The organism is Gordonia sp. BP-119 (assembly GCF_016924115.1).
Lineage (GTDB): Bacteria > Actinomycetota > Actinomycetes > Mycobacteriales > Mycobacteriaceae > Gordonia > Gordonia hongkongensis.
In genome coordinates, this window is the sequence record NZ_JAFFZF010000031.1 from 47,526 (window position 1) to 72,314 (window position 24,789).

A 24,789-nucleotide genomic window follows, 5' to 3' on the forward strand; every position below is an offset into this window, starting at 1 on the left:
TGTCGCGGTGCGCGACAGGGGCTCGAGATCGGTGAGATTCAGCTACCGAAGAACCACGGGAACGTCCTGGGGCGGGCCTGCGCACGCGGTTGGGTGCGCTGCTGCGGACGCGCCGGACGCCGGTTCTGGTTCTGCGACTGACGGTTCGGTGCGGGCTTGTTCGGCATTCGTTCATCCTGTTCTCGTTCGGTCGCACCGGTCTTTCAGGTCCGGTGCGGTCGCACGTTCCGGCGACGAATCCCAAAGTAGGGGGCCGACCTTCGGGTTCGGATGGCTCCCGCTGTCAGCTTCCTGGGAGACGGGGCCCGCGTGTCAGCGAGAGTGACGCCCCGGCGCGTCCGGGCCCTCACCCGGGAAGTCGCCCGGGTATTGCTCACCGGGATAACCGCTTCCGGGGCCGGGAGGCGGGTAGTTGCCGGGGCCCGGGTAGTTCCCGGGCGGCGGGTAGCTACCGGGTGCCGGCTGCGGCGTCGGATACGGCTGGCCCGACGGGCTTCCCGGCGGCGGGCCCTGCGGAGGACGATTCTGCGGGACGGACTGGGACGGAACGTTCTGCGGGGGAACCGATTGCGGGGGAGTGGGGTGCGACGGCGGGTCCTGCGGTGCCGGCGGAGTCGAGATGCGTTGCGTCGTATTGGCTCCGGCGGGTGCTTCGTACGGGGCGAAGGAGCCCGACGGCGGACCGTAGGAGTCGCCGACCGGACCGGACGGATCGGAGAGATGCGCCGGCAGATCACTCTCGGCCTCTGCCTTGGCCTTCGAGGTGCCGTCGGGGTCCAGCAAATCGCGGATCTCGGACAGCAGGGCGATCTCGGTGACCTCCGCCTTCTTGCCGAAACCGCCCAGCTCGGCCAGCTTGTTGTACGGCAGGATGATGATGAAGTACACCACCGCCGCGATGATCAGGAAGTTGATCACCGCGGTGATGACACTGCCGAGGTCGACGAATGTCGATGGGTTGTCGGTGATCTGGAAGCCGAGTCCCTGTGCTGCGTCGGAGCCGACCGGGATCGAATTGATGATCGGCTGGACGATGCCGTCGGTGAACGCGGTGACGATCGCGGTGAACGCGGCGCCGATGATGACCGCTGTCGCCAACTCGACGACATTGCCCTTGAGTATGAAATCCCTGAATCCCTTGAGCACGGTGTACGGCCTCTTTTCGGTGATGTCCTGCTCTTGTCCGGTGATTCTGCGCATGATCGGAGCAAATCCGACATGCGGTGCCTGAGCTCGTACTACCCTATCCACGATCGTGAACGAACCGATCCATTTGACTTGATTCGTCCGCTTGTGTCGTGATGCCGTTACCCGCCCGTTCGTCAGTGCAGGACCACCGCGAGCGCCGTATCGAGCCCCGCCGCGGCGACCCGATGAGCGGATGCGGCGTCCATCGCGAGCAGCACCGGGGCGGCCGCGGTCCCGCCGGGAGCGATACCACCCGACTGTGATTCGGTAGCGTGAAGTGCGACGACGGCGCGGCGGGCCAGCACTTCCGCCTCTTCGGTCAACACGTCGACAACGTCGCCGGGTCGCAGCAGTGCGGTCACGGCCGCGTCCGACAGTCGTATCGGTACGAGCCGGGCATCGTCGTCCCCGGTCAGGTCGGCGGGTAGACGTGACGACAGCAGGCGCGTGTCCGTCATGATCTCGCCCCGGCGGACATGCCCGGTCACGGTCTTTCCGATGGCCGGACCGGCATCGGCCAGGGCGCCGCCGGGAACTGTGCCTGCCACAATCCGCCGCGACTGCAGATCACTGACGTCGACCACCTGACCCGGCCGCAGTTCATGTGCGGCCACCATGACCTCGACATCGCCGTCGGCGCGTGTCCCGGTCACCCCGACGACGACAGCCACGATGACGAGCGCCGCCGCGACGACGCGTCGGACCAGGAGGCTGCGCGTCCATCCCGGCCGTAATGCGGCGCCCAGCCGGTCGCGGAGCCGGGGAGCGAGGGAGTCGCGGTAGCGGTGCGTCGACGCCGGAGACATGTGGCGAACGGTAGGTCGGTGGTCGACGGCCGACGGCCATCCGCGCCGCCTGTGGACAGAGCCGGGCCGCACGGCCGGCCCTGGGGAGAGCGGTGCCGCGGACGGGGTGCGGTGGTGTGCCGCGACGTGGTGGGGGAGAATCGTTCCCCGGTGTGCCGGGAAGTCTGGTCGGCCGTCGCCCGTGCGGGTGGCGCGACGATGACTTGTCCACTCGATCCAGAGGAGCGCGATGACCGACCAGACTCCAGGCGATGTCACCGACGGCCCGGCACCGGCGAGCGGACGGACAGACCGCCTACGGAAATGGGCCGCCCTCGACACGACGAGTGGAGCGTTGCTGCTCGTGGCTGCGGCGGTCGCGGTGCTCTGGGCCAACTCGCCCTGGCGGGAGGCCTACGACTCGCTGCTCCACATCGAGGTGGGGCCCGAGGCCCTCCATCTCCATCTGTCGCTCGCGCACTGGGCCTCCGACGGGCTGCTGGCGATCTTCTTCTTCGTCGTCGGTGTCGAACTCAAACACGAGTTCGTCGCCGGGAGCCTCCGCGATCTCAAACTCGCCGGTGTTCCCATTGCGGCCGCGGTGGGTGGCATGGTCACGCCCGCGCTCTGTTACGTCGTCGTGGTGGCGATCGGCGACCCGGACGGGCTGCACGGCTGGGCGATCCCCACCGCCACCGACATCGCCTTCGCTCTCGCAGTTCTCGCGATCTTCGGCCGCGGTCTCCCGCTCGCCCTGCGGACGTTCCTGCTGACGCTCGCAGTGGTCGACGACCTGCTCGGGATCATCGTCATCGCGACGTTCTACACCGAGAAGATCGACTTCGTCATGCTGGTGGCCGCCCTTGCCGCGGTGGCGCTCTTCGCCGTGCTGGTGCGGCAGGCGTGGCGGTGGTGGCCGGTCCTCATCCCGGTCGCCGTCGTCGCGTGGGGTCTGATGCACGCGTCCGGGGTGCACGCGACCGTTGCAGGCGTACTCCTCGGGTTCGTGGTGCCGGCCGTTGCGATCCGTGGTGAGGAGGAGCCGCGCACCGAGCGACTCGACGACGCGGTCCGCCCGTACTCCTCGGCGCTCGCCCTGCCGGTGTTCGCCTTCGCGGCCGCGGGCGTCACCGTCGTGGGTGGTGATGGTTCGATCGTCCAACCGGTGTCGATCGGAATCGTCGTCGGTCTCGTCGTCGGCAAGGTCGTGGGTGTGATGGGTTCGACGTGGCTGATGACCCGGTTCACGCCGTTGCGCCTACCAGACGCGATCGGCATCCGCGATCTGCTGCCCGTCGGATTCCTCACCGGAGTCGGTTTCACCGTCGCGTTGCTGATCGCCGAGTTGAGCTTCGAGGGCGGCTCCGACGACCACGCCGCCGCGGCCAAGGCGGCCATCCTCGTCGGATCTGTCGTCTCGGCAGTGCTCGCCGCGTTCCTGCTGCGGTGGGACGCTCGACAGGCCCGCGATCCGGACATGAACCGCGACAACATCCCCGACATCGACAAGGACGTCATCGGGGGATGAACCCGCAGGCCTCGGTCCGAGGCCCGCGGGTCGCGTGTCGACGGTCCTACTTCGCGACCGTGACCTCGTCGGTGCGTTCGTCGGCCCGGCCGTAGGACTCCCAGAACGTCGCTCCGACGATGCCGAGAGCGATCGGGTCGAAGATCGGGTCCTTGCCCTCTTTCTTCTGCTTCTCGTAGTCGCGCAGCGCCTTGAACGCGGGTTGCTGCAGGACGATGATGCCGACGATGTTCAGCCACGCCATCAGCCCGACTCCGATGTCGCCGAGGGTCCACGCCTCGCTGGCGGTCGAGACGCATCCGATGGCCACCGATACGAGGATCAGTGCCTGCAGGAGCATCGTGAGGTTCGAGCCCAGCGTGCTGCGCAGCGGACCGATGTAGATGGTCGCCGCCTTCCCCATCAGGAACCGCAGGTTGGTCTCGGCCATGTAGTAGTAGGCGATGATCGTGGTCAGGCAGAAGAACATCAGAGACACCGCGACGAAGGTCGACCCGGCGCCGCTCCACATGCTGTCGAAGCCGATCTGGACGAAGGTGGGTCCGACGTCGGTGGCCGTCGGCAGCAGTCCGCCGTCGGCGATCACCGCGCCGTCGGCACTCTCGCCCTCGAACACCCGGTACGCACCGGTCGAGATGATGAGGAAGCCGGTGGCCGAGCACACGAAGAGGGTGTCGATGTAGACGGCGAACGCCTGCACGAAGCCCTGCTTCGCCGGATGCGAGACCTCGGCGGCCGCGGCTGCGTGCGGTCCGGTGCCCTGGCCGGCTTCATTCGAGTAGATGCCGCGCTTGACGCCCCACATGACCGCAGCGCCGACCACCGAACCGAAGACGGAGTCGATCCCGAAGGCGCTGGCGAAGATCATCCGGAGGACTTCGGGAATCTCGGACGCGTTGAGGAATACCACCACCAGCGCGAAGAGGATGTAGAGGACCGCCATGAACGGCACGACAACGGTGGCGAAGGTAGCGATGCGCTTGACCCCGCCGATGATGACGAAGGCGAGCACGATGACGACGCCGATCGCGACGGCCCAGTCCGCGATACCCCACGCCTGGTTCATCGCCAGGGCCATGGAGTTGGACTGCACGCTCGGGAGCAGCAGGCCGCAGGCGAGGACGGTCACGGCGGCGAAGATCAGCCCGTAGACCTTGAAGAACGGCGCCGCCTTGGTGTGGGCCAGCGCCTTGCTGAAGTAGTACGCCGGGCCGCCGCGGTACTCGTTGGTCAGCGGATCGCGGGTCTTGTAGATCTGGCCGAGCGTGCACTCGACGAACGACGTCGACGCCCCGAGGAAGGCCATCGCCCACATCCAGAACAGGGCGCCGGGACCGCCGAAGGCGATCGCCGTGGCCACACCGGCGATGTTGCCGGTGCCGACCCGGCCGGCCAGCGAGATCATCAACGCCTGGAAGGACGAGACGCCATCGGGCGAACTCTGACCGTGGCGCATCACCCGGATCATCTCCGGTATGTGCCGGATCTGCAGGAACCGCGAGCGGATGGAGAAGTACACCCCCACTCCGAGGCATAGGTACACCAACGGATTGCTCCAGATGATGCTGTTCAGGTCGTTGAGGAAGTCGGTCATGGCGGCTCCAGCGATGGTGGGATCGGCCGCTCGTGGCGGTCCGACCCGGTGATCGAGCGGTGAACTGGTTGCTTCAGCTAGGGGAACACTTTGCACGACTGCACTCGGCGGTGCGCGCCAAGGTGCGAAATCCGTTGACGGGAACCGGGCCGAACCTGCGCTTAGCACTCGGAATGAGGGAGTGCCAAAGTCGGTTACACTGGTCATCGTTTACTGACATTCGGAGGTTTCGCGGTGCCCACCTACTCGTATGCCTGCACGGAGTGCGACAACAAGTTCGACATCGTCCAGTCCTTCTCCGACGACTCGCTGACCGAGTGCCCGCAGTGCGCAGGCCGCCTGCGCAAGCTGTTCAACTCGGTCGGCATCGTGTTCAAGGGCAGCGGTTTCTACCGCACGGACTCGCGTCCCGGCTCGTCCTCGGACACCTCGACGCCCTCGTCGGACAGCTCGTCGTCGTCGGGCTCCTCGTCGTCGGACAGCTCGTCGAGCAGCTCCAAGTCGGACTCCGCGAGTTCGGCGTCGTCGACCAAGAGCGAGACCAAGGCCGCGACTCCCGCCTGACCGGCGTCCCGCCACGACAACGTCATAGGCCGAACCCGGGCCGGTGTCACCCGACACCGCCCGGGTTCCGCTGTACCCGGGTCAGCCGAGTCGGCGGAACCCGTCTCCGGGAGTGAGAGTCCAACCGACCGGGACATCGTGGTCACCGGACGGCAGTGAGTCGACGACCTCGTCGTCATAGACCACGCCGACGAGGTCGGCCGACAAACCGTGCAGGGTCCGGTCGTAGTATCCGGCGCCGCGTCCGAGCCGCACACCGCTCTTGTCGATCGCGAGCGCCGGGACCAGGATCACCGACGCCGCGCGGATCGCGGTCACCCCGACGCGGTCGGTGGTCGGTTCGAGAAGTCCCCAGCGTCCGGGAGCCAGCGAGTCCGGCCCCGTGTACGGCGCCCAGTCCATCGGTGCGGGATCGCCGGCGGGGACCACCGGGACCAGAACCGACACGCCTCGGTCGACGAGCGCGTCGAGCATCGAATTCGAGCCGGGTTCGTTGCCGACGGGGACATGCGCGGCGACCGTGACGTCGTATTCGAGCCGGAAGGGGCAGGAGTACATCCATTCGGCGAGGGCCGCGGCGGACCGGTCCCGCTCGTCGGCGGACCGACGCGATCGTCGATCCTCGATCTCTTGTCGCAGTTGCTGTTTCAGCGTTGTCAAGACCCGACCGTCCTTCGCGTCGTCTCGAGACCGGTGGCATGTGCGCCCCGGCCGGGACAGCCGGGACGCCCGCACTGTATCCGACCGTCGGAACGAGCGTGGTGAGGTCCCGGTCACCGCCGTCTGTCCGGCCGAGAACCGGCACCTGTCCTAGGGTGGATTCATGAGTGCGACGGATAAAGCTGGTTTCAGTGAGTACGAAGGTGTACCCAACACTCCGCCGATCCCGCGTACCGCGGTCGTCCCGGCAGCCGGGTTGGGCACGAGGTTCCTGCCGGCGACCAAGACGGTGCCCAAGGAATTGCTGCCGGTGGTCGACACCCCCGGCATCGAGCTCGTCGCCGAAGAGGCCAAGGCGGCCGGCGCCGATCGTCTCCTGATCGTCACCTCTCCGGGCAAGGACGGCGTGGTCGCCCACTTCGTCGAGGACCTCGTGCTCGAGAACACCCTCGCCACGCGTGGCAAGGAGTCGATGCTGGCCAAGGTGCGCAAGGCGCCCAACCTGCTCGAGGTCGCGTCGGTCGTGCAGGAGAAGCCGCTCGGCCTCGGGCACGCGGTCGGTTGCGTCGAGAGCTACCTCGACGACGACGAGGACGCCGTGGCAGTTCTGCTGCCCGACGACCTGGTGCTACCCGGAGGTGTCCTGGAGGTCATGGCGCGCACCCGTCAGCGCCGGGGCGGCTCGGTGCTGTGTGCCATCGAGGTCCCCGAAGATCGCATCAGCGCCTACGGCGTCTTCGACGTCGAGCCGCTTCCCGATGCCAACAACCCGAACGTCATGCGCCTCAAGGGCATGGTCGAGAAGCCCGAACCGCAGGATGCGCCGTCGAATCTGGCCGCCGCGGGTCGCTACATCCTCGACCGCAAGATCTTCGACGCGCTGCGCCGCATCGAACCCGGCGCCGGTGGCGAACTGCAGCTCACCGACGCCATCGCGCTTCTCATCGAGGAGGGCGAGCCGGTCCACGTCGTCGTCCACCACGGCACCCGACACGATCTCGGCAACCCCGGCGGCTATCTCAAGGCCGCCGTCGACTTCGCGCTCGACCGCGACGACTACGGTCCCGATCTGCGCGAATGGCTCGAGAAGCGTCTCGCCGACGGCTGATTTCCGCACGGGCGATCACCGGTCGCATCCGCGCGCCTCGCACGCTGCCGCGGGCGCGCTCGATAACGTTCTCCTGTGTTGTATCGAGTGCACGACGTGCCGAGCGCTGTCGGCCGCACGTCCCGGTGCACTGACCGGTTGAGACGGGAAGAGCGGTGAGATGCGGTCTGTCGAAGATCATCTGACGCTGGTGACCGCGGCGGCAGTGGCGCCGCGTCCGGTGCGCGTCGCGATCTCCGAGGCGCAGGGCCTGATGTGCGCCGAGGAGGTCGTCACCGAGCACCCGATGCCCGGCTTCGACCAGGCGGCCATCGACGGCTACGCGGTGCGTGCGGTCGACGTCGGTCTGGCCGGGGTGCTCGCACCCGAAGACCTGGAGGACTTCGACGCCAACGGCGCCGAGCTCGTCGACCTCGAACCGGGCGAACCGATGATCGTGTCCCTGCCGGTGGTCGGCGAGGTCGGGCCGGGCTCGCGGACACCGACGCGGCTGCAACCGCGTCAGGCGGTGCGCGTCGAGACCGGGGCCCCGATGCCGACGCTCGCCGACGCCGTGGTCCCGTTGCGCTGGACCGACGGTGGCGACCAGAAGGTCAAGATCGGACACGGCGTCGAGAGCGGCAACTACGTCCGGCGGGTCGGCGACGACGTGCAGCCGGGCGATGTCGCGGTCCGCGCGGGCTCGATCATCGGCCCGGCCCAGGTCGGGCTGCTCGCCGCGGTCGGTCAGGCACGCGTGATGGTGCACCCGCGCCCGCGCCTGTCGGTCATCTCGGTGGGCAGTGAGCTCGTCGACATCGACCGCACACCCGGTCCCGGTCAGATCTACGACGTCAACAGCTACGCGCTGGCCGCTGCCGCCCGCGACGCCGGCGCCGACGTGAACCGCGTCGGCATCGCCGAGCGCGAGGCGTCGCGGATGCGGGAGGTCGTCGAGGCGCAGCTCATCCGCTCCGAGATCGTGGTGATCTGCGGTGCGGTGGGGGGAAGTGCGTCGACCGCTGTTGCCGACGCCCTCGCCGACCTCGGCGACCTGGAGATCGTGCGGGTGGCGATGCACCCGGGGTCGGTCCAGGGCTTCGGGCGCCTCGGACGCGACGAGGTGCCGACGTTCCTGCTCCCCGCCAACCCGGTGAGCGCTCTGGTGACCTTCGAGGTGATGGTCCGGCCGCTCATCCGGATCGCGCTGGGCAAACGGCAACCGATGCGGCGGATCATCAAGGCGCGCACCATCGGACCGATCGCGTCGGTGCGCGGCCGCAAGGGTTACCTGCGTGGGCAGCTGATGCGGGACGAACGGTCGGGGGACTACCTGGTGCAGGTGCTCGGCGCCTCACCGACCGGGTCGTCGCACCTGCTCGCCGAACTCGCCGAGGCGAACTGCCTGATCATGGTCGACCCCGATGTCGAGGAGATGGGCACGGGCGACGAGGTCGAAGTGGCGTTCCTCGCGCAGCGCGGGTGACCCCTGCTGAGCAAGCAACGAACGAGCGCGTCGAGGTCGAGGCGCCTCCACCCCCGCTGGTTGAGCCGGCACCGAGCGGAGCGAGGCGCCGAGTCGAAACCACCACCCCGACGCGAGATCCAGGTCTCACGCCGTGGGCGCTGTGACAGCGCATAAACTTCTTCTCGTGTTCAGGTGGTTGAGCGGCAGTCAGGGAAGTCCGGGATGGCCGGCCACCCTCGGGCCGCTGCGCACCCGGACCGGCACGGTCACCCTGCGGCCCGTGAAGGTGCGGGATGCCAAGACGTGGAGCGAGTTGCGGATCCGCAACCAGAACGCCCTGTTGCCCTGGGAACCGACGGGTGTCGGAAGCTGGGCTGAACGCCATCAGCCCGGGTCGTGGCCGCCGCTGTTCGCGGTGCTGAAGTCGGAGGCCAAACGAGGTGCGCTGCTCCCGTTCGTGATCGAACTCGACGGCCGCTACGTCGGGCAGCTGACGGTGGGCAACATCCAGCGCGGTGCCGTCCGGACGGCGTGGATCGGCTACTGGGTGGACGCGGCGTACGCCGGGAACGGCATCGCGACCGCCGCGGTGGCGCTCGGGGTGGACCACTGCTTCGGTCCGGTGGGCCTGCACCGGCTCGACGCGACGGTGCAGCCGACCAACGAGGCATCGCGGAAGGTGTTGACCAACATCGGGTTTCGGCAAGAGGGTCTCCTGCTGCGCTATATGGACGTGAACAAGCGCTGGCGCGACCACATGCTGTTCGCGCTCACGGCCGAGGAAGTGGTCGGCAGCGCCGCCGAGGCACTGGTCCGGGCGGGCCGGGCGTCGTTCCAGTGAGTCGGGGCGTCGAGGTCACCGCGTGATCACCACGACCGGCTCGCGCCGTCTCACGCTGACCGTGGCGGCCGCGTTCTTCGCCACGGGGTGCGCGATCCACGAGACCGGACGCGCCGTGAACGGCGTGCCGGTCTCCGAGCAGGTCGCGACCGGCAGCGACACGGACCCCTGCGACGTGCCTCGAAATGTTCTGGAAGAACTCGGTGTACAGGACATGCCTTTGCAGCGGGCCGCGGTGTCCCGACCGACGTGCGCCTGGGAGATCGGTGCCTACCGGGACCCGAGTATGTACTACTGGGTGTCGGGTCCCACCGAACCCGACCACCTCAACGACACCGTGGTTCTCGCCGGCACACGGGCCGAGATCTTCTATGAGTCAGAGGGACTGGCGCGCTACATCGTGCGCCTGGACCGCCACACGTTCGATGTGGCGTATTCGGCCGACACCTCGCCGGACACCCCGACCGGGCCCGAAGGGGCGGGGCTCGTGGTCACGGCATTGCTCGACAAGTACGGCTACCGCTAGCCCGAATCGCCATGCGGTCGCCGGCTTCTTCAGCGCCTACGTCAGCGCCCGGTCTCGATGGGGAAGTCCCGCGCGCGCATCTCGGATTCGATCGCGGCTCGGGTGCGGAGATAGGAACTCGTCCGGATGGAGTCGTCGGCCGTGTACAGCGAGGGCAGGAACGTCGAACCGCGCTGATCCCGGTGCGCGCCATCGGCGCCCGCGCGCAACAGGACGAGGCAGTGGTCGATGTTGAGCACGTCTGCCGAGGTGAACAGCGGCGTTCGGCCGGCGAGCGGTTGCACCGAGTTGAGGTCGGCGCCGCGGTCGATCAGCAGGCGCAAGGCGTCCCCGCGACGATGGCGGACAGCGGTGTGCACGACGTTGCCGCTGATCCGGTCCGACGCCCCGACCAGCCCTTCGTCGAACTCGATGATGGTGCGGAAGGCGTCGAAACGGTCGAGCAGCACGCTGTAGGCGACGGCGTTGTAGCTGCCGGCGCCTGGCAGATGCGGGTCGGCGCCCGCGCGGAGCAGGGCACCCACGGCCGCCGGCGGCCCGAATTCCACCGCCCACTGCAGTGGCGTGATGTCCACGCGCCGCGGGTCGGTCTCCGGATCGCCGCCGAGTTCGTCGAGGTCGGCGCCCGCGGCGACCAGGGATTCGATCGCGGTCTGATCGTCTCGTCGGGCTGCGTCGAGCACTCGGACGGTGGGGGCGGTGAAGTAGTCGGCCGCGTCGACGCGCGTCGAGACGACGTCCGCGATCCACCCGCACCCGGCGACCACGCACGCGGACAGTGCTGTCGCAACCACCGCCACGAGTCTCTTCATCCGCACCATGCCGTCCCTCCGTGCCTCATGTCCGATTTTTACGATAACCCGCCTCAGTCGACGCATAGGCTCTCGGAATGACCGAACACAGTGACGAACTGGAGATCGTGGTCCGCGGCCAGGCACGCGGTCGGTATCGGCCCGAGCGCGGAATCATCCACCTCGTGGTGCGCGTGGAGGGTGCGGACAAACCGGCGGTCTACACGCGCGCGGTCGAGGTGCACACCGATCTGACCCGTGCGCTGACGGGACTCGAGTCGGCGGGGGCAGTGACCCGATGGACGGCCGACTCGGTGCGGGTCTATTCCTATCGTCCGTATTCGGAGACAGGCGAGCGTCGAGAACTGGTGTACAACACCCGCATTCGCATCGAAGCCGAGTTCGTCGACTTCGAGGGGTTGTCAGAGTTCATCGACCTCTGGGCGTCGGTCGATGCCGTCGAGGTCGGTGACATCGACTGGGATCTCCACGAGCAGACGCGGCGCGAACGCGAGCGGGAGTTGCGTCGGGACGCTGTCGAGGACGCGATTCTCAAGGCCCAGGCCTATTCCGATGCGGTGGGTCGGGGACCGGTGACGCCGGTGCTCCTGTCCGATCCGGACCTGGCCTCGAATGTGCCGACGGCGAGGCGACGGGCCATGCCGATGGCGGTCGCCGCCGGTCCGCCGGCCTCGCCGTCGCTGGAACTGCGCACCGACGACATCGAGATCGCCGTCGCGGTGGACGCCCGGTTTCGGGCGCAGTGAACCCTCACGGCAACGGTGATGCTGAGAGGCGCGTGTGAAACCCGCGCCGATTCGCCTGTGACACGGCGCGTCTACCCGGGGCCGACCTGTCGTCGTCCTAGATTGTGGAGTGGCTTCGTGTGACCAGAGTGAATGAAGGGAGAGTCGCATGCCCAACTCCGTACTGTGGGTCTGTCTCGTCGCGGTCTGGCTCTTCGTGCTGGTCCCGATGGTCATCAAGGGACGTCCGCAGATCCTGAAGTCGACCGACGCCGCGCGCAAGACGCGACTGCTGCACCGCGGTGGGTCGCGCACCGCGACGGCCTCGGGAAGTCGACGCCGGTCGTCGGCCCGTCATCCGCACGATCCGTCGTGGAAGTCCTCGCGTCGCAGCGCCACCGCGACGCTCGAGGCCGACAGCGACGTCGACACCGAGGACGACGCCGACGTCGCGAAGAGTGAGTCCTCGACCCGAGTGCGTCGTTCCGGCAGTGCGAAGGTCGAGAAGCCGACGGCAGAATCCGTGGACGACGACGATGATTCGGTCGACACCGCACTCGGGGACACCGATGACGAGTCCGTGGACAGCCACAGCGAGAGTGACAACGACGCCGTCGCGGAAACCGATGACGACATCGAGGTCGACGTCGAACGCGACGAGACCGCAGACGACGAGTCGGACACCACGTCCGAGGAAGCCGAATACGACGACGACTTCGAGGACGTCGACAGCGAATACGAGGACGGCGAGTACGACGACGACCTCGAGGACGAGGACGCCGAATACGAGGACGCCGAATACGAGGACGCCACAGACGAACTCGACGAGGACGAGTACGACGACTACGCCCGCGCGTCGCGGCGCAGTGATCGAGCCGAGTCGGTCGACGAGGACGAGGCGGACGACGCCGAGGCCTATGTAACCGATCCCGACGAGGTCGAGGACAGCCGCCCGGCGGCGCATTCGTCGAGCAGTCGACGGTCCGGACGCAGTGTCTATTCCTCCGAGAAGGAACGCGAGCTCAAGTACCGGGAGCGTCAGCGCGTCACGCTGGGGTTGTTCGTGCTGGTCTTGCTGGCGATCGCGGCCGGCTTCGTCGTCGGGACGCCCGGTTGGGTGGCCACCGGCGTGCTCGGTCTGCTCCTGGTGGGCTACCTCGCGTACCTGCGTCGTGCGGTGAAGACCGAGCAGCAGATCCGGGCACAGCGCCTTGCGCGCGCCAAGCGGTCGGCGCGTGCCGAGGAGGAGCGTCGTCGACGCGCCGCCGCGGTCCCGGAGTTCGCCGCCGCACCCCCGCCGCCGCGACTTCGGCGGCCCGGTGGCGCAACGGTTCTCGAGATCGACGACGAGGACCCGGTGTTCGACCACCTTCCGCCGTTCCAGCGTCGCCGCATGGACCGCGAAGACCTGCAGTACCGCCGCGTCGGCTGATCTCCACACCCGTTCAGCAGTAGGTGTCGCTCAGCGAGACCTACTGCTGAACTGTTTCCCGGCTACTTCGTCACAGCCGGCTTGCCGTGCGAATCCAGCCACGCCTGACCGGCTTTCGCCGCCTTCGACAGCGCGATGCGCTCGCCGAGATAGGTCGCGGGCGCCCCGACGACGGGGACATACGCGAGCATGCGGAACGGCGCCATCGGCTGCGGTCGTTTGTCGAACTCGTCGTCGACGGCACGGAGCAGCTTCGCCGCATCCCAGATGGCGGCGAACAGCGACCTCTCCCGCTCCTCGGGTTCGGACGGCAGCGACGTCCCGGACTCGGCGGTGACATCCGGGTTCGTGAGATCACGTTTACAGAGCACCGACGCGAGCAGCTGCACCTGTCGTTTGCGATCGGTGACCTCGTACTCGCGGGCGATCGCGACCAGCACCATGGCCTGGTTGGCGAACCCGAGGTACGGGGTGATCGGCAACCGCTTCGCCCACACGCCGAAGACCCCCGGGAACGCCACGGCGCCCGTGTTCAAGGTGCCGATGCGGGTCACCCACCAGCTGGCGCGCTTGTGCATGGACCGCTCGGACCAGCCCTTGGTACCTGGCCATTCGGCGGCGTCGAGCAGCTTCGACGCGGCGTGCTGGGCCTGCCGCAGGCGCGAGTCGGGGTGGTCGTCGTCGTGGAAGGTGTGGCCCTTCAGGCCGAGCGGGTCCCGCTCGGCGAGTGCGTCGAGGACGGGGTTGATCACCCCGACCACGTTGTCGAGAACGCCGGCCAACTGTTGATCTGACATCCGAGGCACCCGCCCAGCCTAGTGGTGGGCCGGCCGTTTGGGAGTCGACGACCCCGGGCTGATAAAGTAGCTCGCGGATGGTCGCAAGACCTCCAGGGGCTATGGCGCAGTTGGTAGCGCGACTCGTTCGCATCGAGTAGGTCTGGGGTTCGATTCCCCATAGCTCCACCGAAAACGGCAGCTCAGACGGCTCCGCCCGGAACCCGGGCGGGGCCGTTCCGCATCTAGCAGACCGGCCTCGTTCCGAGATCAGGAAGCGCAGGGAGTGAAGTGGGAGGCGGCGTGATCGCCGCACAGCGGCACCGACATCTCGGGAGATATCCCGGCAGGCGTCACCATCTCCCAGTGGGTGGCCCGGCGATGGCAGTCGACGACGTAACAGGCGGGGGCGAACGAGTTTTCCACGCCTGAGCAACGTGTCAGTACGCTCGGCAATTCCCGGGACGGGGGGTGCCACCACCGGGTCCACAGCGTCGACAATCAGTGGAGGGTGACCGAGGGTCCCGACACCGACGTGCTCGTCGCGTGTCCGCAGTAGTTCCTCCGCGATTGTCGCTCGGCGAGGGTGCAGACAGATCCGCGCCCGGGGCGGTACCCCGGACGCGGATCTCTGACCGTCGCAGTCGACCTGCTACGTTGCCGTATCGTCCGATCCTGATTCAATCGCGCCCGTGACGAGTTCGACGATCGCGTCGGTGATTGCGCCTTGAATGATGCTTGCCATCTGTGACCCCGATTTCTTGATGGATGAGTGCCTTGCCGTCAATACATTACGGTAGAAACATGGGCCTCGCGAACTGAGTAGGCCATGATGAAAGTAAATTCTTGGTTGATGGAGTGTTATTCGCCTGACAACCGACGAACCCGAAGTGTTTTGTCGAACCCACGGTGTGGCAGATCGATATTGCATGGTGGCCGACAGATTGCCTTGCCATGATCAGGACGTTGCAATGAACAGCTCGAAATCTAGTATCGATGAACGAATCAGTGATAGCGAACTGGCATCTCCTTGATGCCGTTGAGCCAGCCGGACCTGACTCGAATCGGCTCGCCGGTTTTGGTGAGGTCGGGGATGATGTCCGCGACGGCGTTCATCATGATGTCGATTTCCATCTTGGCGAGGTTGGCGCCGATGCAGTAGTGCGCCCCACTGCCTCCGAACCCGAGATGCGGGTTGGGGTTTCGTGTGATGTCGAAGGTGAATGGATCTCGGAAGACAGTGTTGTCGTAGTTGGCTGACCCATAGAAGAGGCCTACGCGTTGGCCCTCGCTGATGCGCGTGCCGTTGAGTTCGGTATCCTGCGTAGCTGTTCGCTGAAAACAATTGACCGGGGTTGCCCAGCGAACGATCTCGTCGGCAGCCGTGGACGGACGTTCGCGGCGAAATATATCCCACTGCTCGTGGTCGACGAAGAACGCGCCGGTGAGGGCGACCGCGACGAGAAGGACGACGGTGGCCCGATCCATCAGCTTCTCGGCCGCGGCGGACACCGAGATACGTTTCCGCAGAACAGGTCCGGCAGCGCGCATTGCGTAGGTGCCGACTGCGAGGAGTGTGATCCCGATGGCCAGGGAGACGCCGGCGCTCATCGCGATGTCCGAACGGTGTCGTGCTCGAGCGTGTCATTCGGCTCGGCGTTCCGGGCGTCGGCGCCGGTCCTCGTGCGGGGCAGATCCGGTGCCTCCGCGGATGCCGACCGAAGGCGGCGGACCACCTCGAGGGCGGCGAAACCGCCGAGTGCACCCATGATCGGCAACCCGGCCGGTAGGAACGGCGTCGAGGAGACGGCCACCGCCGCGCCGACGGTCACCGCCGCCCAGGTGGCGCCGTCGCGAAGGGCGGGGATGGCCAGCGCGGCGAGAAGGGCGGGGAAGGCGGCGTCGAGGCCGAGGCTCGCGGGGTCGGCGACCACGCCCCCGAGGGCGGCACCCAGGGCGGCGCCGACGGGCCAGGAGATGAGAACTCCCAGCCCGCACAACAGGAACGCGGCGCGTGCGCGCCGGGGATCGGTCTCGGCCGTCGCCAGGGCTGCCGTCTCGTCGTTGATGAGGTGGGAGCCGAGCAGGATCTCGGGCGTGCCGCGCAGGTGCTTTCCGACGGCGAGGCCGTATCCGAAGTTCCGGGTGTTGACCAGCAGGCCGGCCAGCGCGGCCAGGATCGGCACCCCGCCCGCGGCGAGAATCCCGACGAAGACGAACTCCGACGATCCGGCGAGCACGATAGTGGCGATCAGGACGATCTGCCAGAGAGTGAGGCCCGCGCCGTGCGCGGCGACCCCGTACGACGTCCCGATCACGAGCACCGACAGCGACATCACCACGACAGCGCGCAGGGTTGCCGAGTCGAGTGTTCTCCAAGCCGAACGCATGACTATCATAGTGAACAGTGGAGGAGTGTTCGTCAAGATGGACGATCGGACGGTTTGATGAACGAAGCGCGCTCGGTGAATCCGAAAGAGCTCGTCGCCGCGTCATTGAAGCGAGAACGCGCACGAGCCGGTCTGTCGCTGACCGAACTCGCCCGGCGCGCCGGTATCGGCAAGTCGACGCTGTCCCAGCTCGAATCGGGGGAGGGGAACCCCAGTGTGGAGACGCTGTGGGCCCTGTCCACGGCTCTGGGGGTGCAGTTCTCGGCGCTTCTGGATTCGCCTACGCCCACGGTCGAGGTCATCCGGTTCGGTGAGGGACCGGTGATCCCGGCCGCGGACGCCGATTACTCGGCCACGCTGCTGTCCACCGCGTCGCCGGGTTCCCGGCGCGACATGTACGTGATCCGGGCCGAGCCGGGTAAGCCCAGGGTCTCCGCCCCGCATGCGCGCGGGATCGTCGAGCATGTCGTGATCAGTTGCGGCCGAGCGCGTCTCGGGCCCACCGATGCCACCGAGGTGCTGTCGGCCGGTGACTACATCTCGTATCCCGGTGATGTCGAGCACGTCTTCGACGCGCTCGAGCCGGGCACCGTCGCGGTGATGCTCAGCGAGGCGTTCTGAGGTTGCGGGACAAAACCTTTCAAGTCCGGACAGGCCTGGGAAGCGCCGGTGAAAACCGCCCTCGAGAGGCGCGGCGTCGACCGCATGCCGTCGTGAGCACTGTCCTGGGCGGTCTTCGGTCGGATTTCCGACGACCCTGCCGGTGTGGGCGAAACGCGACGTGCATCACAGCGATTCGCGGTATCGATCACCGACGCGTACTGTTGCCAGAAGTGATGCGCCCGTACAGGCCGCGTCTAGCGTCGTAGAACGCCTCTCTCGCAGGTCCGGACATTCCGACACCGGTCGGCCACCTGCCATTGACTTCATACGGCGAACGAGCTCGCGCACCCGCGTGTTCGCCACCGGCACCGCCCTTGCACGTCAGTCGTGCTGTTCGCGTGCCAAGCACAGGAAGAAGCCTGCACACCACATGACTGCTGTCCTCGAAAACCCGGCCACCTCCACCGATGCTGCTGCGTCGGCGCCCGGTGTGTCGTTCGAATCCCTCGGTGTCCCAACCGAACTCGTCAAGGTTCTCGTCTCTCAGGGCAAGACCGACGCCTTCCCGATCCAGAAGGACACCCTCCCTGACACCCTCGACGGCAAGGACGTCCTGGGCCGCGGCAAGACCGGCTCGGGCAAGACCCTCGCCTTCTCCATCCCGCTCGTCGCCGGCCTGGCCGAGATGCAGGTCAAGCGCTACGTGGGCGCACCCACGGGACTGATCCTGGCGCCGACCCGCGAACTCGCGACCCAGATCGCCGCGGTCGTCGAGCCGCTCGCCGCCTCCGTGGGACTCACCGTCACCACCGTGTTCGGCGGCGTCAAACAGACCCGCCAGGAGCAGGCGTTCCGGCGCGGAGTCGACATCGTCGTCGCGTGCCCCGGACGTCTCGAGGACCTGATGCGTCAGGGCATCGTCCGGCTCGACGAAGTCGAGATCACCGTGATCGACGAGGCCGACCACATGGCCGACCTCGGCTTCCTGCCCGTCGTGACCAAGATCCTCGCCGCGACCCCCGCCGACGGTCAGCGGATGCTGTTCTCGGCCACGCTGGACAACGGCGTCGACAAGCTCGCCAAGCGCTTCCTCGACAATCCGGTGCAACATTCGGTGGATTCGGCGGAGTCGCCGGTCGCCGCGATGACCCATCATGTCTTCGAGGTCTCCTCGGCGGGCAAGCAGGACCTCGTGGCCGAGTTGGCCTCCGGCACCGGTCGTCGAATCCTGTTCATGCGCACCAAGCACCAGGCCAAGAAGCTCGCCAAGAAGCTGACCGAGGCCGGGATCCCCGCTGTCGACCTCCACGGCAATCTCAGTCAGGCTCAGCGCGACCGCAACCTGGCCGCCTTCGGTGAGGGTGAGGTCCGTGTCCTCGTCGCCACCGACGTCGCCGCCCGTGGCGTGCACGTCGACGGCATCGAACTCGTCGTGCATGTCGATCCGCCGGCCGAGCACAAGGCGTATCTGCACCGCTCGGGCCGCACCGCCCGCGCCGGGTCGGCCGGCGACGTCGTGACCGTCTGCCTGCACGAGCAGCGTCGTGAGGTCGCACAACTACTGCGCAAGGCCAAGATCAAGGTGACACCCATCGCTGTCGACGCATCGTCGGCAGCCGTCGACGAGCTCGTCGGCGAGCGCGCCCCCCGCGTGTCCGCGGCGGCACGCGCAGCCGCCGAGGCCGCTCGTGGTGGCGGTGCACAGGGCGGCCGGTCCCAGGGAGGTCGTCCGCAGGGCGGTCGTTCGCAGGGCGGTCGCTCGCAGGGGAGTCGACGCGGCGGTCGTGGTCGAGGCCAGGGCGGCGCTCGTGGCGAGAGCCGGAGCGCCGGAACCGGCGGCGGCCGGAACGCCACCGGCGGTGACTCGCGCGGTACTCGCGGCGAGGGCCGCGGCCGTCCGGCTCGGAGCGACTCGCGCGCGGGCGGTTCGCGCTCGTCGGACGCACGAACCGGAGGCCAGGGACGCGGCGCCGGGCAGTCGCGCGGCGGCGACCAGCAGCGGGCGGGCGCCCGCGGGCAGGGACGCCGGGCGAGCCGTCCCGCTGGCTCGCCGACCGGTCGCTGAGCCGAGCACGGCGCGGGTGTCACCGCCCGCACACCATTGACGTCGCATGCGACATCAATCCGGCGGCGCGACCTCGATCGAGGTCGCGTCAACGGAATGATGTCGCATGCGAGTTTTTCCTGGAGCGCGGCGTGCTGTCGTCACCCGCGCCCCTGCGCCGCGGCGCCCGCTCAGGCGGGCAGGAATTTGTGCTGGAGGCGAGGAGCGAGCCACGGCCGGGCACCCCAGGCGATGCCCTTCCCGGTGAGGCCGACCCACCCCGGTGACAGGCGACCGTAACCGGCGAGGAGAGCGGTCGCGGGGTCCACGCTGATGTGGACATCGGCCCGGCGTGGCTTCGGCGGATCGATCTGCAGCTCGCCGTCGGTGAACTCGTAGACGTGCCGTTCGCCGCACCCGCGGAGCCGGATGTCGTAGGTGCCGGAGTGCCGGGCGGCGTGCACCGGATCGACCCAGCTGGGCAGGATGTGTTGGCGTGCCCGGATGATCATCAGCACCACGTCCGGTTCGACCCACCAGCGGGCCCCGACAGCGCCAGCGATGTCGTGGGCGTGCACCACGAACTCGCCGATCAGCAGGCCGAGAGCGGCGTCGGCCCGGATGACGCGGTCGCCGTCGAAGTGCATCTTCGGCACCTGCGCGTGGAAATGCGACACCTCGTCGACGAGTTCGCGGAGGTCGTCGGTCAATCGTCGGCAGAGCACTGCCACGTCGCGCGTCGACAAGTTGGCGATCTGCTTGGCATTGAAGTCGGGTACGTCGACCGCCGAACAGCACCACTCACCTTTGCCGCGCGCGAGTTCGAGAAAGCGCGACGGCGCCATCGCGACATGGCCGACACAATCGGTCAACGTCCAGGCGGGGGTGCCGGGGAGCCGGGTGTCGGGGTCGCCGACACCGAGCACGAGATCGGTGAACCGATCCGCAGTCGTGAGCGCCGCGTCGATGTAGTCAAACCTCGAGAACATCCCCGTCGCGCGTGGTTCCTCCCCCCACATGGGGCACGAGATTACCCCGGCCCGTTGCGACGTGCGACACATTCCGTGCCGACACGTCGAACCTGTGGACAGATGTGCAAGGTGCGCAACACTATTCACAAACGCGCACGATGATTCTCAGTCACGTGACACCGCCGGGGCGGCTTCGCCGAGCCGTACGCAGACGACGCCGAGCACGATGAGCAGGCCCCCGGCGAGTTGAATCGGTGCCGGCAGTTCGTCGAGCACGAGCCAGGCGAAGACCACCGCGAACAGCACCTCGGACAACGCCACGAAGGACATCACCCGGGCCCCGAGCAGCCGGCCGCCTGCGATGCCGAAGCCGTAGGCCATGGCGGCCGAGACCACACCCAGCAGCACGAGCGGGATCCACCAGGCCACCTCGAGCGCACCGACCTCGACCGGGTCCGTGGTCATGGTCATCGGCAGGATCCCGGTCAGCCCCGCGACGACGAGGGCCAGTGCGCCGATGAGCAGGCCACCCGCGGCCAGGCTCAGGGGCGGCCAGCCCGTGCGGTCGTCGGCGGAGATCACGAAGTAGGCGGCGGCCCCGACCATCGCGGCGAGCGCCCACAGCACCCCGATCGCGCTGATCGGGACGTCGCCGGTCAGGTCGAGGACGAGCGCGAGTCCCCCGATCGCGAGTGCCGCGCCGAGCACGGTGACGCGACCCGGACGCTGACCGTGGCGCAGCCACATCCACACCAGCACGGCGACCGGGGCGGTGTATTCGATGAGCAGCGCGACGCCGACCTGCAGGTAGGTCACGGCATAGAAGTAGGCCAGCTGACAGCCGGCCACCGCGAGGAGTCCGTAGGCGACGAGCACCGTCCAGGACCGTCGGCCCGGCTGCTCGGGCAGCGGCTGCCGACGGTCGCGAAAGGCGAGGAAGCCGGGAATGGCCAGGACCAGACCGCCTAGTGCGATGCGGACCGTGACGGTCGCACCGGCCGTCCATCCCGCCTCGATCATGGCCCGGGCGAGCACCCCCGAGATGCCGAAACAGGCCGACGAGATCAGCGCGAGTAGGAGACCCAGCGCGGGTCGCGAGAACGGGGCAGTGCGGTCCGCGGTCCTCACGGATTCTTGGCGGCGACGACGGCCGAGCGAACGGCCTCCCGGCATTCCGTGCCCGCCGGCTCACCCGTTCCGAGGTAGAAGCTGCCCGGACGTCCTTCATGACCGGCGAAGCCGGTCACCGAGAATCCGTCCGACTCCGGGACATGCGGGGTCGACGACATCGACGCGACGGCGAGCGGACACGACAGTGCCGACACCCCACGTTCGGCCCCGGACACCACGACGATCAGGTGGGTCGGATGCAGCACGATGAGCGTCTGGTGCTCGGAATCGGGGTCGACGGGGTTGCTGCGTCGTCCGAAGAGCTTGCCGAAGAACGTGGTCGACGGCGGGTTGATGCTCCGGGTGATCCACGCCGGCAGGTCGTCGGTGACGGTGAGCTGTGTCGACTCGGCATGGTCGCGCAGCGTGGCGGCGACGTCGGCGGGTAGATCGGACAGATCGGCGCGCACGGTGGTGCGCTGGTACGCGGGCAGCCCCATGGCTGAAATCTAGCGCAGCAGTCCGTCAATCGAGGCCGGCGACGGACGACGCGACGCCGAGGCGTCGGCCGAGCAACCGACGGCGACGCGGTGCCGAGGCCTCGGTCGCGTTCGACTCGAGGTCGTCGAGCAACGAGGCGACGGTCTGCGCCGAGTCGGTCTTGTTGGTGCCGATGAAGCCCGACGGACCGCGCTTGATCCAGCCGGTCACATACATCCCGGGGACGGGCTCGGTCCCGTCGAGCACGCGGCCGTCGAGGTGCGGGATGATCCCGGCCGCGTCGTCGAACGGGAGACCCGGGACCGCGACACCGCGGTAACCGACCGAGGTGAGGACGAGCCCGGTCTCGAGCCCCACCGTCTCGCCGGTGGGTTCGATGCCGACCGCGGCTCCGGAGTCGTCGGTGACCGGACGGTTGCGGCCGGCGGTCAACGTGCTCGCGCGGCCGTCCGCACCGGCGGTCACCTCCATCGGAGAGGCGAAGAACGTCAATCGGATTCGACGGCCCTCGGGTTCGGGGCGGGCGGCGCACTCGGCCAGGAGATCGAGCTTGGCACGAGTCGTGGTGTCCAGGTCGGCGGGTGCGGGCAGCGCTTCGAGGTCGGCGGCGTCGACGGTGACCGGGACCCCCGAGTCGACCAGTCCGATGAGTTCGGGCAGGGTGAAGGCCGCGTGCGCGGGTCCGCGACGGCCCATCACCACCACCTCGCGGACCGACGAGGACAGCAGCTTCGCCAGTGCGGGACGGGAGATGTCGGTGGCGGCGAGGGTGCCCGGGTCGGCGACGAGGATGCGTGCGACGTCGAGGGCGACGTTGCCGTTGCCCACGACCACGACGCGCTCGGTGTCGAGATCGACGTCGAGGTCGGCGAAGTCGGGATGGCCGTTGTACCAACCCACGAAGGACGTCGCGCTGGACACTCCGGGGAGATCGAATCCCGGCAGCGCGAGTTGACGGTCGGTGGGGCCCCGCCCGCCCAGATGACGCCCTGGTGCCGTGCACGCAGGTCGGCGAGGGTGAGGTCGCGGCCCACCTCGGTGTTCAGCAGGATCTCCAGCCGCGGGTTGCGCGCGATGTCGTCGAACAGCTCCATCACCTTGCGGGTGTGCAGGTGATCGGGCGCGACGCCGAACCGTGCCAGCCCGAACGGCCGGTCGAGACGCTCGTACATGGTGACCGAGATCTGCGGCTGCCGCAGCAGCTCGTCGGCGGCGTACATCGCGGACGGGCCGGACCCCACGATGCCGATCGAGATCGGCCGGTCGACCGCGAGCTGCCGGGGCCGGTCGATGGGAGCCAGCGGCAGGCGCCGGGCCGGGTCGACCGGGAAGCGCGCCGCGCCGTCGGCCGGATCGTGGTACTGCGCCGCGTTGACCTCGACGAACCGTTCCTGACCCTCCGTCAGGCGATGTCCCGGGACGATGGCGCCGACCGGGCACGCACTGACGCACGCACCGCAGTCGACGCAGGTCGCGGGATCGATGTACAGCATCTCGGCGATGCCGAAATCGGGCTCTTCGGGTGTGGGGTGGATGCAGTTGACGGGACATGCGTACACGCACGACGCGTCGCCGCAGCACGCCTGGGTGACGACGTGGGGCATGGTCTCGGGTTCTACCTGCGATTCGGGGTTCGGCTCAGGCCGCGGTGTAGGTGGGTTCGCTGCGGAAACGCGAGGGGCGGCCGCTGATGCCGAGCGCGCGCCACAGCAGGCGCGAGACCGGGTTCATCAGTCCACTCTGCTCACCGAGCATGCGGACGTCACCGAACACGTTGCGCAGGAACCGCTTCGACTCCGCCGAACGCCAGAAGATGTCCTTCATGACCTCGTCGGGCACGTCGAACCGCTTGGCGAAGCTCCGCGGGGGCACGACGATGGCGCCGCACAGGATGCGCATCGTCAGCGGGAGCATCAGCGACAACAGGAAACGCTGGATGCGGCCGCGCTGCGGAACCTGCTCGCGGATCAGGTGATGGGCGAACGAGATGTGCCGTGCCTCCTCGGCGACATGGAGCTGCATGACTGCGGCCATCGTCGGGTGCAGGCTGGCGCGGGTGCGCAGGAAGTCCTTCTGGATGTGGTCGATCGGTTCCTCGCCACCGAGCACACCGAAGAAGAAGACGGTGGGGAAGATCGTCGAGAAGAGCGGAACGAGAGGGGAGATCAGCCGGTAGCCGAGTTTGGCCCCGGGGACGTCCATGCCGGTCCGGTTGACGAACTCCTGGAACATCAGGGTGTGGTTGCACTCCTCCTTGGATTCGTGCGTCGTGTAGCGGAACTCGCGCGCACCGTTGGGGAGTTTGAAGCTGTACTGCATCAGGCCGCGGATCAGGACCGACTCGAACTGCAGGCCGACCTTGGCGACATTGGCCTGGCGCCACATGCCGATCTCGATCTGCTTCTCCTGCGGCAACTGCTGGTACCACGGGTGGCGGCCGATCGGGTCGACCTCGTAGGACAGAATCCACCGCGGATCGTTCTCGACGATCGCCATGTCCGGCGCGTCCCAGTCGATGTCGACGTACGGGTCGAAGTTGCGATGGACCGATGCCGCGGACAGGTCGTCGAGGACCTGGTCGTAATCGTGGTCGCTGCCGGACTTGTCGTGCTGCGGCACGTAGCGGGCGGGGGCCTCGTGCTCCCGGTCGGTCGGGGTCAGTGCTTTCGTCATCGTCGCATCCCTTCGGGGTGGGCGGCTCGGCCGGTGAAACAGACCACAGCGGATGACTCGAACGTATTTCGACGGGCCGCTATTTGTCAACACTCGATGTCACGTTCGATACCGGCACAATGCACCGGTGCGTTCACCGGCAAGCCTGCCCGACTCCGCGCAGTTCAGGGGCTGACCTGGTGCGACGGGTGTAATTCGTTCGGGTTATATAACCCCGTCGCGAGCATCGCCGCGGGTTAGAGTTACCGCACCATCCGTAACCGTGTCTGCTCACCTGGAGGAGCGATGTCCCGTCGTGTTCCGCACGCGTCCCGGCATTCTCGGGGCGCGACGCATGCCGCCCGCGTCGGTCGACGCGGCCTGCCGGCGGTACCACGCACCCGGGTCCGGTCGTGACCCAGCCGCCGCACGGTCCGACGCGTGTCGTCCCCGACCCCGGCGGGCCCCTGCCGGGCGCACCGGGTCCGCGGCCACCGGGGCCCGCCGGGGTCGGGGACGACACGCGTCGGAC

General features: G+C 68.0%; 22 protein-coding genes, 1 tRNA gene and 2 pseudogenes. 11 read left to right on the forward strand and 14 right to left on the reverse strand.

The genetic code is table 11. The annotated features are described in order from the left end of the window. Positions 1-38 precede the first annotated feature (38 nt). The 3 genes from JW364_RS24455 to JW364_RS17235 all read right to left on the reverse strand — a co-directional run bounded on the left by JW364_RS24455 (position 39) and on the right by JW364_RS17235 (position 1,994). Positions 39-167 carry a hypothetical protein gene (locus JW364_RS24455; protein ID WP_275892322.1) on the reverse strand — a complete coding sequence of 43 codons (129 nt, stop codon included), beginning with the start codon at positions 165-167 and terminating at the stop codon, positions 39-41. Between the two features lie 145 nt (positions 168-312). Then, positions 313-1,146, reverse strand: coding sequence for a large conductance mechanosensitive channel protein MscL (gene mscL / locus JW364_RS17230; protein WP_205333111.1), 834 nt, complete (start codon positions 1,144-1,146; stop codon positions 313-315). A 176-nt stretch (positions 1,147-1,322) separates the two neighbouring features. Further along, positions 1,323-1,994 (reverse strand): SAF domain-containing protein, encoded by a 672-nt coding sequence (locus JW364_RS17235; protein WP_205333065.1) that lies wholly within the window; start codon positions 1,992-1,994, stop codon positions 1,323-1,325. A 229-nt stretch (positions 1,995-2,223) separates the two neighbouring features. On the opposite strand from JW364_RS17235, the gene nhaA reads away from it, so the two are divergent. Then, on the forward strand, positions 2,224-3,501 hold the full coding sequence (gene nhaA / locus JW364_RS17240; protein ID WP_205333066.1) for a Na+/H+ antiporter NhaA: 1,278 nt from the start codon (positions 2,224-2,226) through the stop codon (positions 3,499-3,501). Between the two features lie 46 nt (positions 3,502-3,547). On the opposite strand, the gene JW364_RS17245 is transcribed toward nhaA, so the two are convergent. Then, the gene (locus JW364_RS17245) at positions 3,548-5,095 is read right to left on the reverse strand and encodes a sodium:alanine symporter family protein (protein WP_205333067.1); all 1,548 of its coding nucleotides are present in this window, start codon (positions 5,093-5,095) and stop codon (positions 3,548-3,550) included. Positions 5,096-5,329: 234 nt separating this feature from the next. Here JW364_RS17245 and JW364_RS17250 point away from each other — a divergent pair, with 234 nt between their 5' ends. After that, entirely contained in the window at positions 5,330-5,659 is a 330-nt protein-coding gene (locus tag JW364_RS17250; protein ID WP_078112178.1) for an FmdB family zinc ribbon protein, read from the forward strand. An 81-nt stretch (positions 5,660-5,740) separates the two neighbouring features. On the opposite strand, the gene JW364_RS17255 is transcribed toward JW364_RS17250, so the two are convergent. Continuing rightward, on the reverse strand, positions 5,741-6,319 hold the full coding sequence (locus JW364_RS17255) for a 5-formyltetrahydrofolate cyclo-ligase (RefSeq protein ID WP_205333068.1): 579 nt from the start codon (positions 6,317-6,319) through the stop codon (positions 5,741-5,743). Positions 6,320-6,482: 163 nt separating this feature from the next. Between JW364_RS17255 and JW364_RS17260 the strand changes: the two genes are divergently transcribed. The 4 genes from JW364_RS17260 to JW364_RS17275 all read left to right on the forward strand — a co-directional run bounded on the left by JW364_RS17260 (position 6,483) and on the right by JW364_RS17275 (position 10,241). Further along, entirely contained in the window at positions 6,483-7,427 is a 945-nt protein-coding gene (locus JW364_RS17260; RefSeq protein WP_058251485.1) for a UTP--glucose-1-phosphate uridylyltransferase, read from the forward strand. A gap of 160 nt (positions 7,428-7,587) precedes the next feature. Next, complete coding sequence (gene glp / locus JW364_RS17265) at positions 7,588-8,892, forward strand: gephyrin-like molybdotransferase Glp (RefSeq protein WP_058251484.1); 1,305 nt, start codon at positions 7,588-7,590, stop codon at positions 8,890-8,892. Between the two features lie 166 nt (positions 8,893-9,058). Further along, entirely contained in the window at positions 9,059-9,715 is a 657-nt protein-coding gene (locus tag JW364_RS17270; RefSeq protein ID WP_058251483.1) for a GNAT family N-acetyltransferase, read from the forward strand. Between the two features lie 22 nt (positions 9,716-9,737). Beyond that, on the forward strand, positions 9,738-10,241 hold the full coding sequence (locus JW364_RS17275; protein ID WP_205333069.1) for a hypothetical protein: 504 nt from the start codon (positions 9,738-9,740) through the stop codon (positions 10,239-10,241). Positions 10,242-10,282: 41 nt separating this feature from the next. Here the strand turns inward: JW364_RS17275 and JW364_RS17280 are convergent, their stop codons facing one another. Further along, positions 10,283-11,053: an ankyrin repeat domain-containing protein gene (locus tag JW364_RS17280; protein WP_205333070.1), complete on the reverse strand. Its 771-nt coding sequence runs from the start codon at positions 11,051-11,053 to the stop codon at positions 10,283-10,285. A 77-nt stretch (positions 11,054-11,130) separates the two neighbouring features. Here JW364_RS17280 and JW364_RS17285 point away from each other — a divergent pair, with 77 nt between their 5' ends. Beyond that, the gene (locus JW364_RS17285; protein ID WP_058251480.1) at positions 11,131-11,799 is read left to right on the forward strand and encodes an SIMPL domain-containing protein; all 669 of its coding nucleotides are present in this window, start codon (positions 11,131-11,133) and stop codon (positions 11,797-11,799) included. A 148-nt stretch (positions 11,800-11,947) separates the two neighbouring features. Next, positions 11,948-13,210 carry a gephyrin-like molybdotransferase receptor GlpR gene (gene glpR / locus JW364_RS17290; protein WP_205333071.1) on the forward strand — a complete coding sequence of 421 codons (1,263 nt, stop codon included), beginning with the start codon at positions 11,948-11,950 and terminating at the stop codon, positions 13,208-13,210. Between the two features lie 62 nt (positions 13,211-13,272). Here the strand turns inward: glpR and JW364_RS17295 are convergent, their stop codons facing one another. Further along, positions 13,273-14,016: a hypothetical protein gene (locus JW364_RS17295; protein WP_082652911.1), complete on the reverse strand. Its 744-nt coding sequence runs from the start codon at positions 14,014-14,016 to the stop codon at positions 13,273-13,275. 86 nt (positions 14,017-14,102) lie between these two features. Here JW364_RS17295 and JW364_RS17300 point away from each other — a divergent pair. After that, positions 14,103-14,175, forward strand: a tRNA-Ala gene (locus JW364_RS17300). Between the two features lie 816 nt (positions 14,176-14,991). Here the strand turns inward: JW364_RS17300 and JW364_RS17305 are convergent. Then, positions 14,992-15,420 (reverse strand): annotated as a pseudogene (locus JW364_RS17305) (cytochrome P450); the annotation flags it as partial. 173 nt (positions 15,421-15,593) lie between these two features. Further along, entirely contained in the window at positions 15,594-16,376 is a 783-nt protein-coding gene (locus tag JW364_RS17310) for an AzlC family ABC transporter permease (RefSeq protein WP_078112171.1), read from the reverse strand. A gap of 57 nt (positions 16,377-16,433) precedes the next feature. Here JW364_RS17310 and JW364_RS17315 point away from each other — a divergent pair, with 57 nt between their 5' ends. Together JW364_RS17315 and JW364_RS17320 are read left to right on the forward strand one after the other, a co-directional pair. Then, on the forward strand, positions 16,434-16,997 hold the full coding sequence (locus JW364_RS17315; protein ID WP_058251475.1) for a helix-turn-helix domain-containing protein: 564 nt from the start codon (positions 16,434-16,436) through the stop codon (positions 16,995-16,997). Positions 16,998-17,409: 412 nt separating this feature from the next. After that, the gene (locus tag JW364_RS17320; protein ID WP_205333072.1) at positions 17,410-19,044 is read left to right on the forward strand and encodes a DEAD/DEAH box helicase; all 1,635 of its coding nucleotides are present in this window, start codon (positions 17,410-17,412) and stop codon (positions 19,042-19,044) included. Positions 19,045-19,214: 170 nt separating this feature from the next. Here JW364_RS17320 and JW364_RS17325 read toward each other — a convergent pair whose 3' ends face one another. The 5 genes and pseudogenes from JW364_RS17325 to JW364_RS17345 all read right to left on the reverse strand — a co-directional run bounded on the left by JW364_RS17325 (position 19,215) and on the right by JW364_RS17345 (position 24,278). Further along, positions 19,215-20,042 (reverse strand): maleylpyruvate isomerase N-terminal domain-containing protein, encoded by an 828-nt coding sequence (locus JW364_RS17325; protein WP_205333073.1) that lies wholly within the window; start codon positions 20,040-20,042, stop codon positions 19,215-19,217. A gap of 117 nt (positions 20,043-20,159) precedes the next feature. Next, positions 20,160-21,122, reverse strand: a complete 963-nt coding sequence (locus JW364_RS17330; protein ID WP_205333074.1) for a DMT family transporter — start codon at positions 21,120-21,122, stop codon at positions 20,160-20,162. After that, the gene (locus JW364_RS17335; RefSeq protein ID WP_205333075.1) at positions 21,119-21,604 is read right to left on the reverse strand and encodes a hypothetical protein; all 486 of its coding nucleotides are present in this window, start codon (positions 21,602-21,604) and stop codon (positions 21,119-21,121) included. The genes JW364_RS17330 and JW364_RS17335 overlap by 4 nt, the downstream gene beginning before the upstream one ends. Further along, positions 21,537-23,209 (reverse strand): annotated as a pseudogene (locus JW364_RS17340) (4Fe-4S binding protein); the annotation flags it as partial. The pseudogene JW364_RS17340 and the gene JW364_RS17335, both read right to left, overlap by 68 nt. A 34-nt stretch (positions 23,210-23,243) precedes the next feature. Beyond that, a complete protein-coding gene (locus tag JW364_RS17345) occupies positions 23,244-24,278 on the reverse strand; it encodes a diiron oxygenase (protein WP_205333077.1) in 1,035 nt (344 codons plus the stop codon). Between the last annotated feature and the right edge of the window lie 511 nt (positions 24,279-24,789).

Excerpts from the sequence above, each read along its gene's own strand:
- nhaA (WP_205333066.1), top strand. The coding sequence starts at position 2,224 with ATGACCGACCAGACTCCAGGCGATGTCACCGACGGCCCGGCACCGGCG.
- JW364_RS17260 (WP_058251485.1), top strand. The coding sequence starts at position 6,483 with ATGAGTGCGACGGATAAAGCTGGTTTCAGTGAGTACGAAGGTGTACCC.
- JW364_RS17345 (WP_205333077.1), bottom strand. The coding sequence starts at position 24,278 with ATGACGAAAGCACTGACCCCGACCGACCGGGAGCACGAGGCCCCCGCC.
- JW364_RS17310 (WP_078112171.1), bottom strand. The coding sequence starts at position 16,376 with ATGCGTTCGGCTTGGAGAACACTCGACTCGGCAACCCTGCGCGCTGTC.
- JW364_RS17315 (WP_058251475.1), top strand. The coding sequence starts at position 16,434 with ATGAACGAAGCGCGCTCGGTGAATCCGAAAGAGCTCGTCGCCGCGTCA.
- JW364_RS17280 (WP_205333070.1), bottom strand. The coding sequence starts at position 11,053 with ATGAAGAGACTCGTGGCGGTGGTTGCGACAGCACTGTCCGCGTGCGTG.
- JW364_RS24455 (WP_275892322.1), bottom strand. The coding sequence starts at position 167 with ATGCCGAACAAGCCCGCACCGAACCGTCAGTCGCAGAACCAGAACCGG.
- glpR (WP_205333071.1), top strand. The coding sequence starts at position 11,948 with ATGCCCAACTCCGTACTGTGGGTCTGTCTCGTCGCGGTCTGGCTCTTC.
- JW364_RS17285 (WP_058251480.1), top strand. The coding sequence starts at position 11,131 with ATGACCGAACACAGTGACGAACTGGAGATCGTGGTCCGCGGCCAGGCA.
- JW364_RS17245 (WP_205333067.1), bottom strand. The coding sequence starts at position 5,095 with ATGACCGACTTCCTCAACGACCTGAACAGCATCATCTGGAGCAATCCG.
- JW364_RS17320 (WP_205333072.1), top strand. The coding sequence starts at position 17,410 with ATGACTGCTGTCCTCGAAAACCCGGCCACCTCCACCGATGCTGCTGCG.
- JW364_RS17235 (WP_205333065.1), bottom strand. The coding sequence starts at position 1,994 with ATGTCTCCGGCGTCGACGCACCGCTACCGCGACTCCCTCGCTCCCCGG.
- glp (WP_058251484.1), top strand. The coding sequence starts at position 7,588 with ATGCGGTCTGTCGAAGATCATCTGACGCTGGTGACCGCGGCGGCAGTG.
- JW364_RS17325 (WP_205333073.1), bottom strand. The coding sequence starts at position 20,042 with ATGTGGGGGGAGGAACCACGCGCGACGGGGATGTTCTCGAGGTTTGAC.
- JW364_RS17335 (WP_205333075.1), bottom strand. The coding sequence starts at position 21,604 with ATGGGGCTGCCCGCGTACCAGCGCACCACCGTGCGCGCCGATCTGTCC.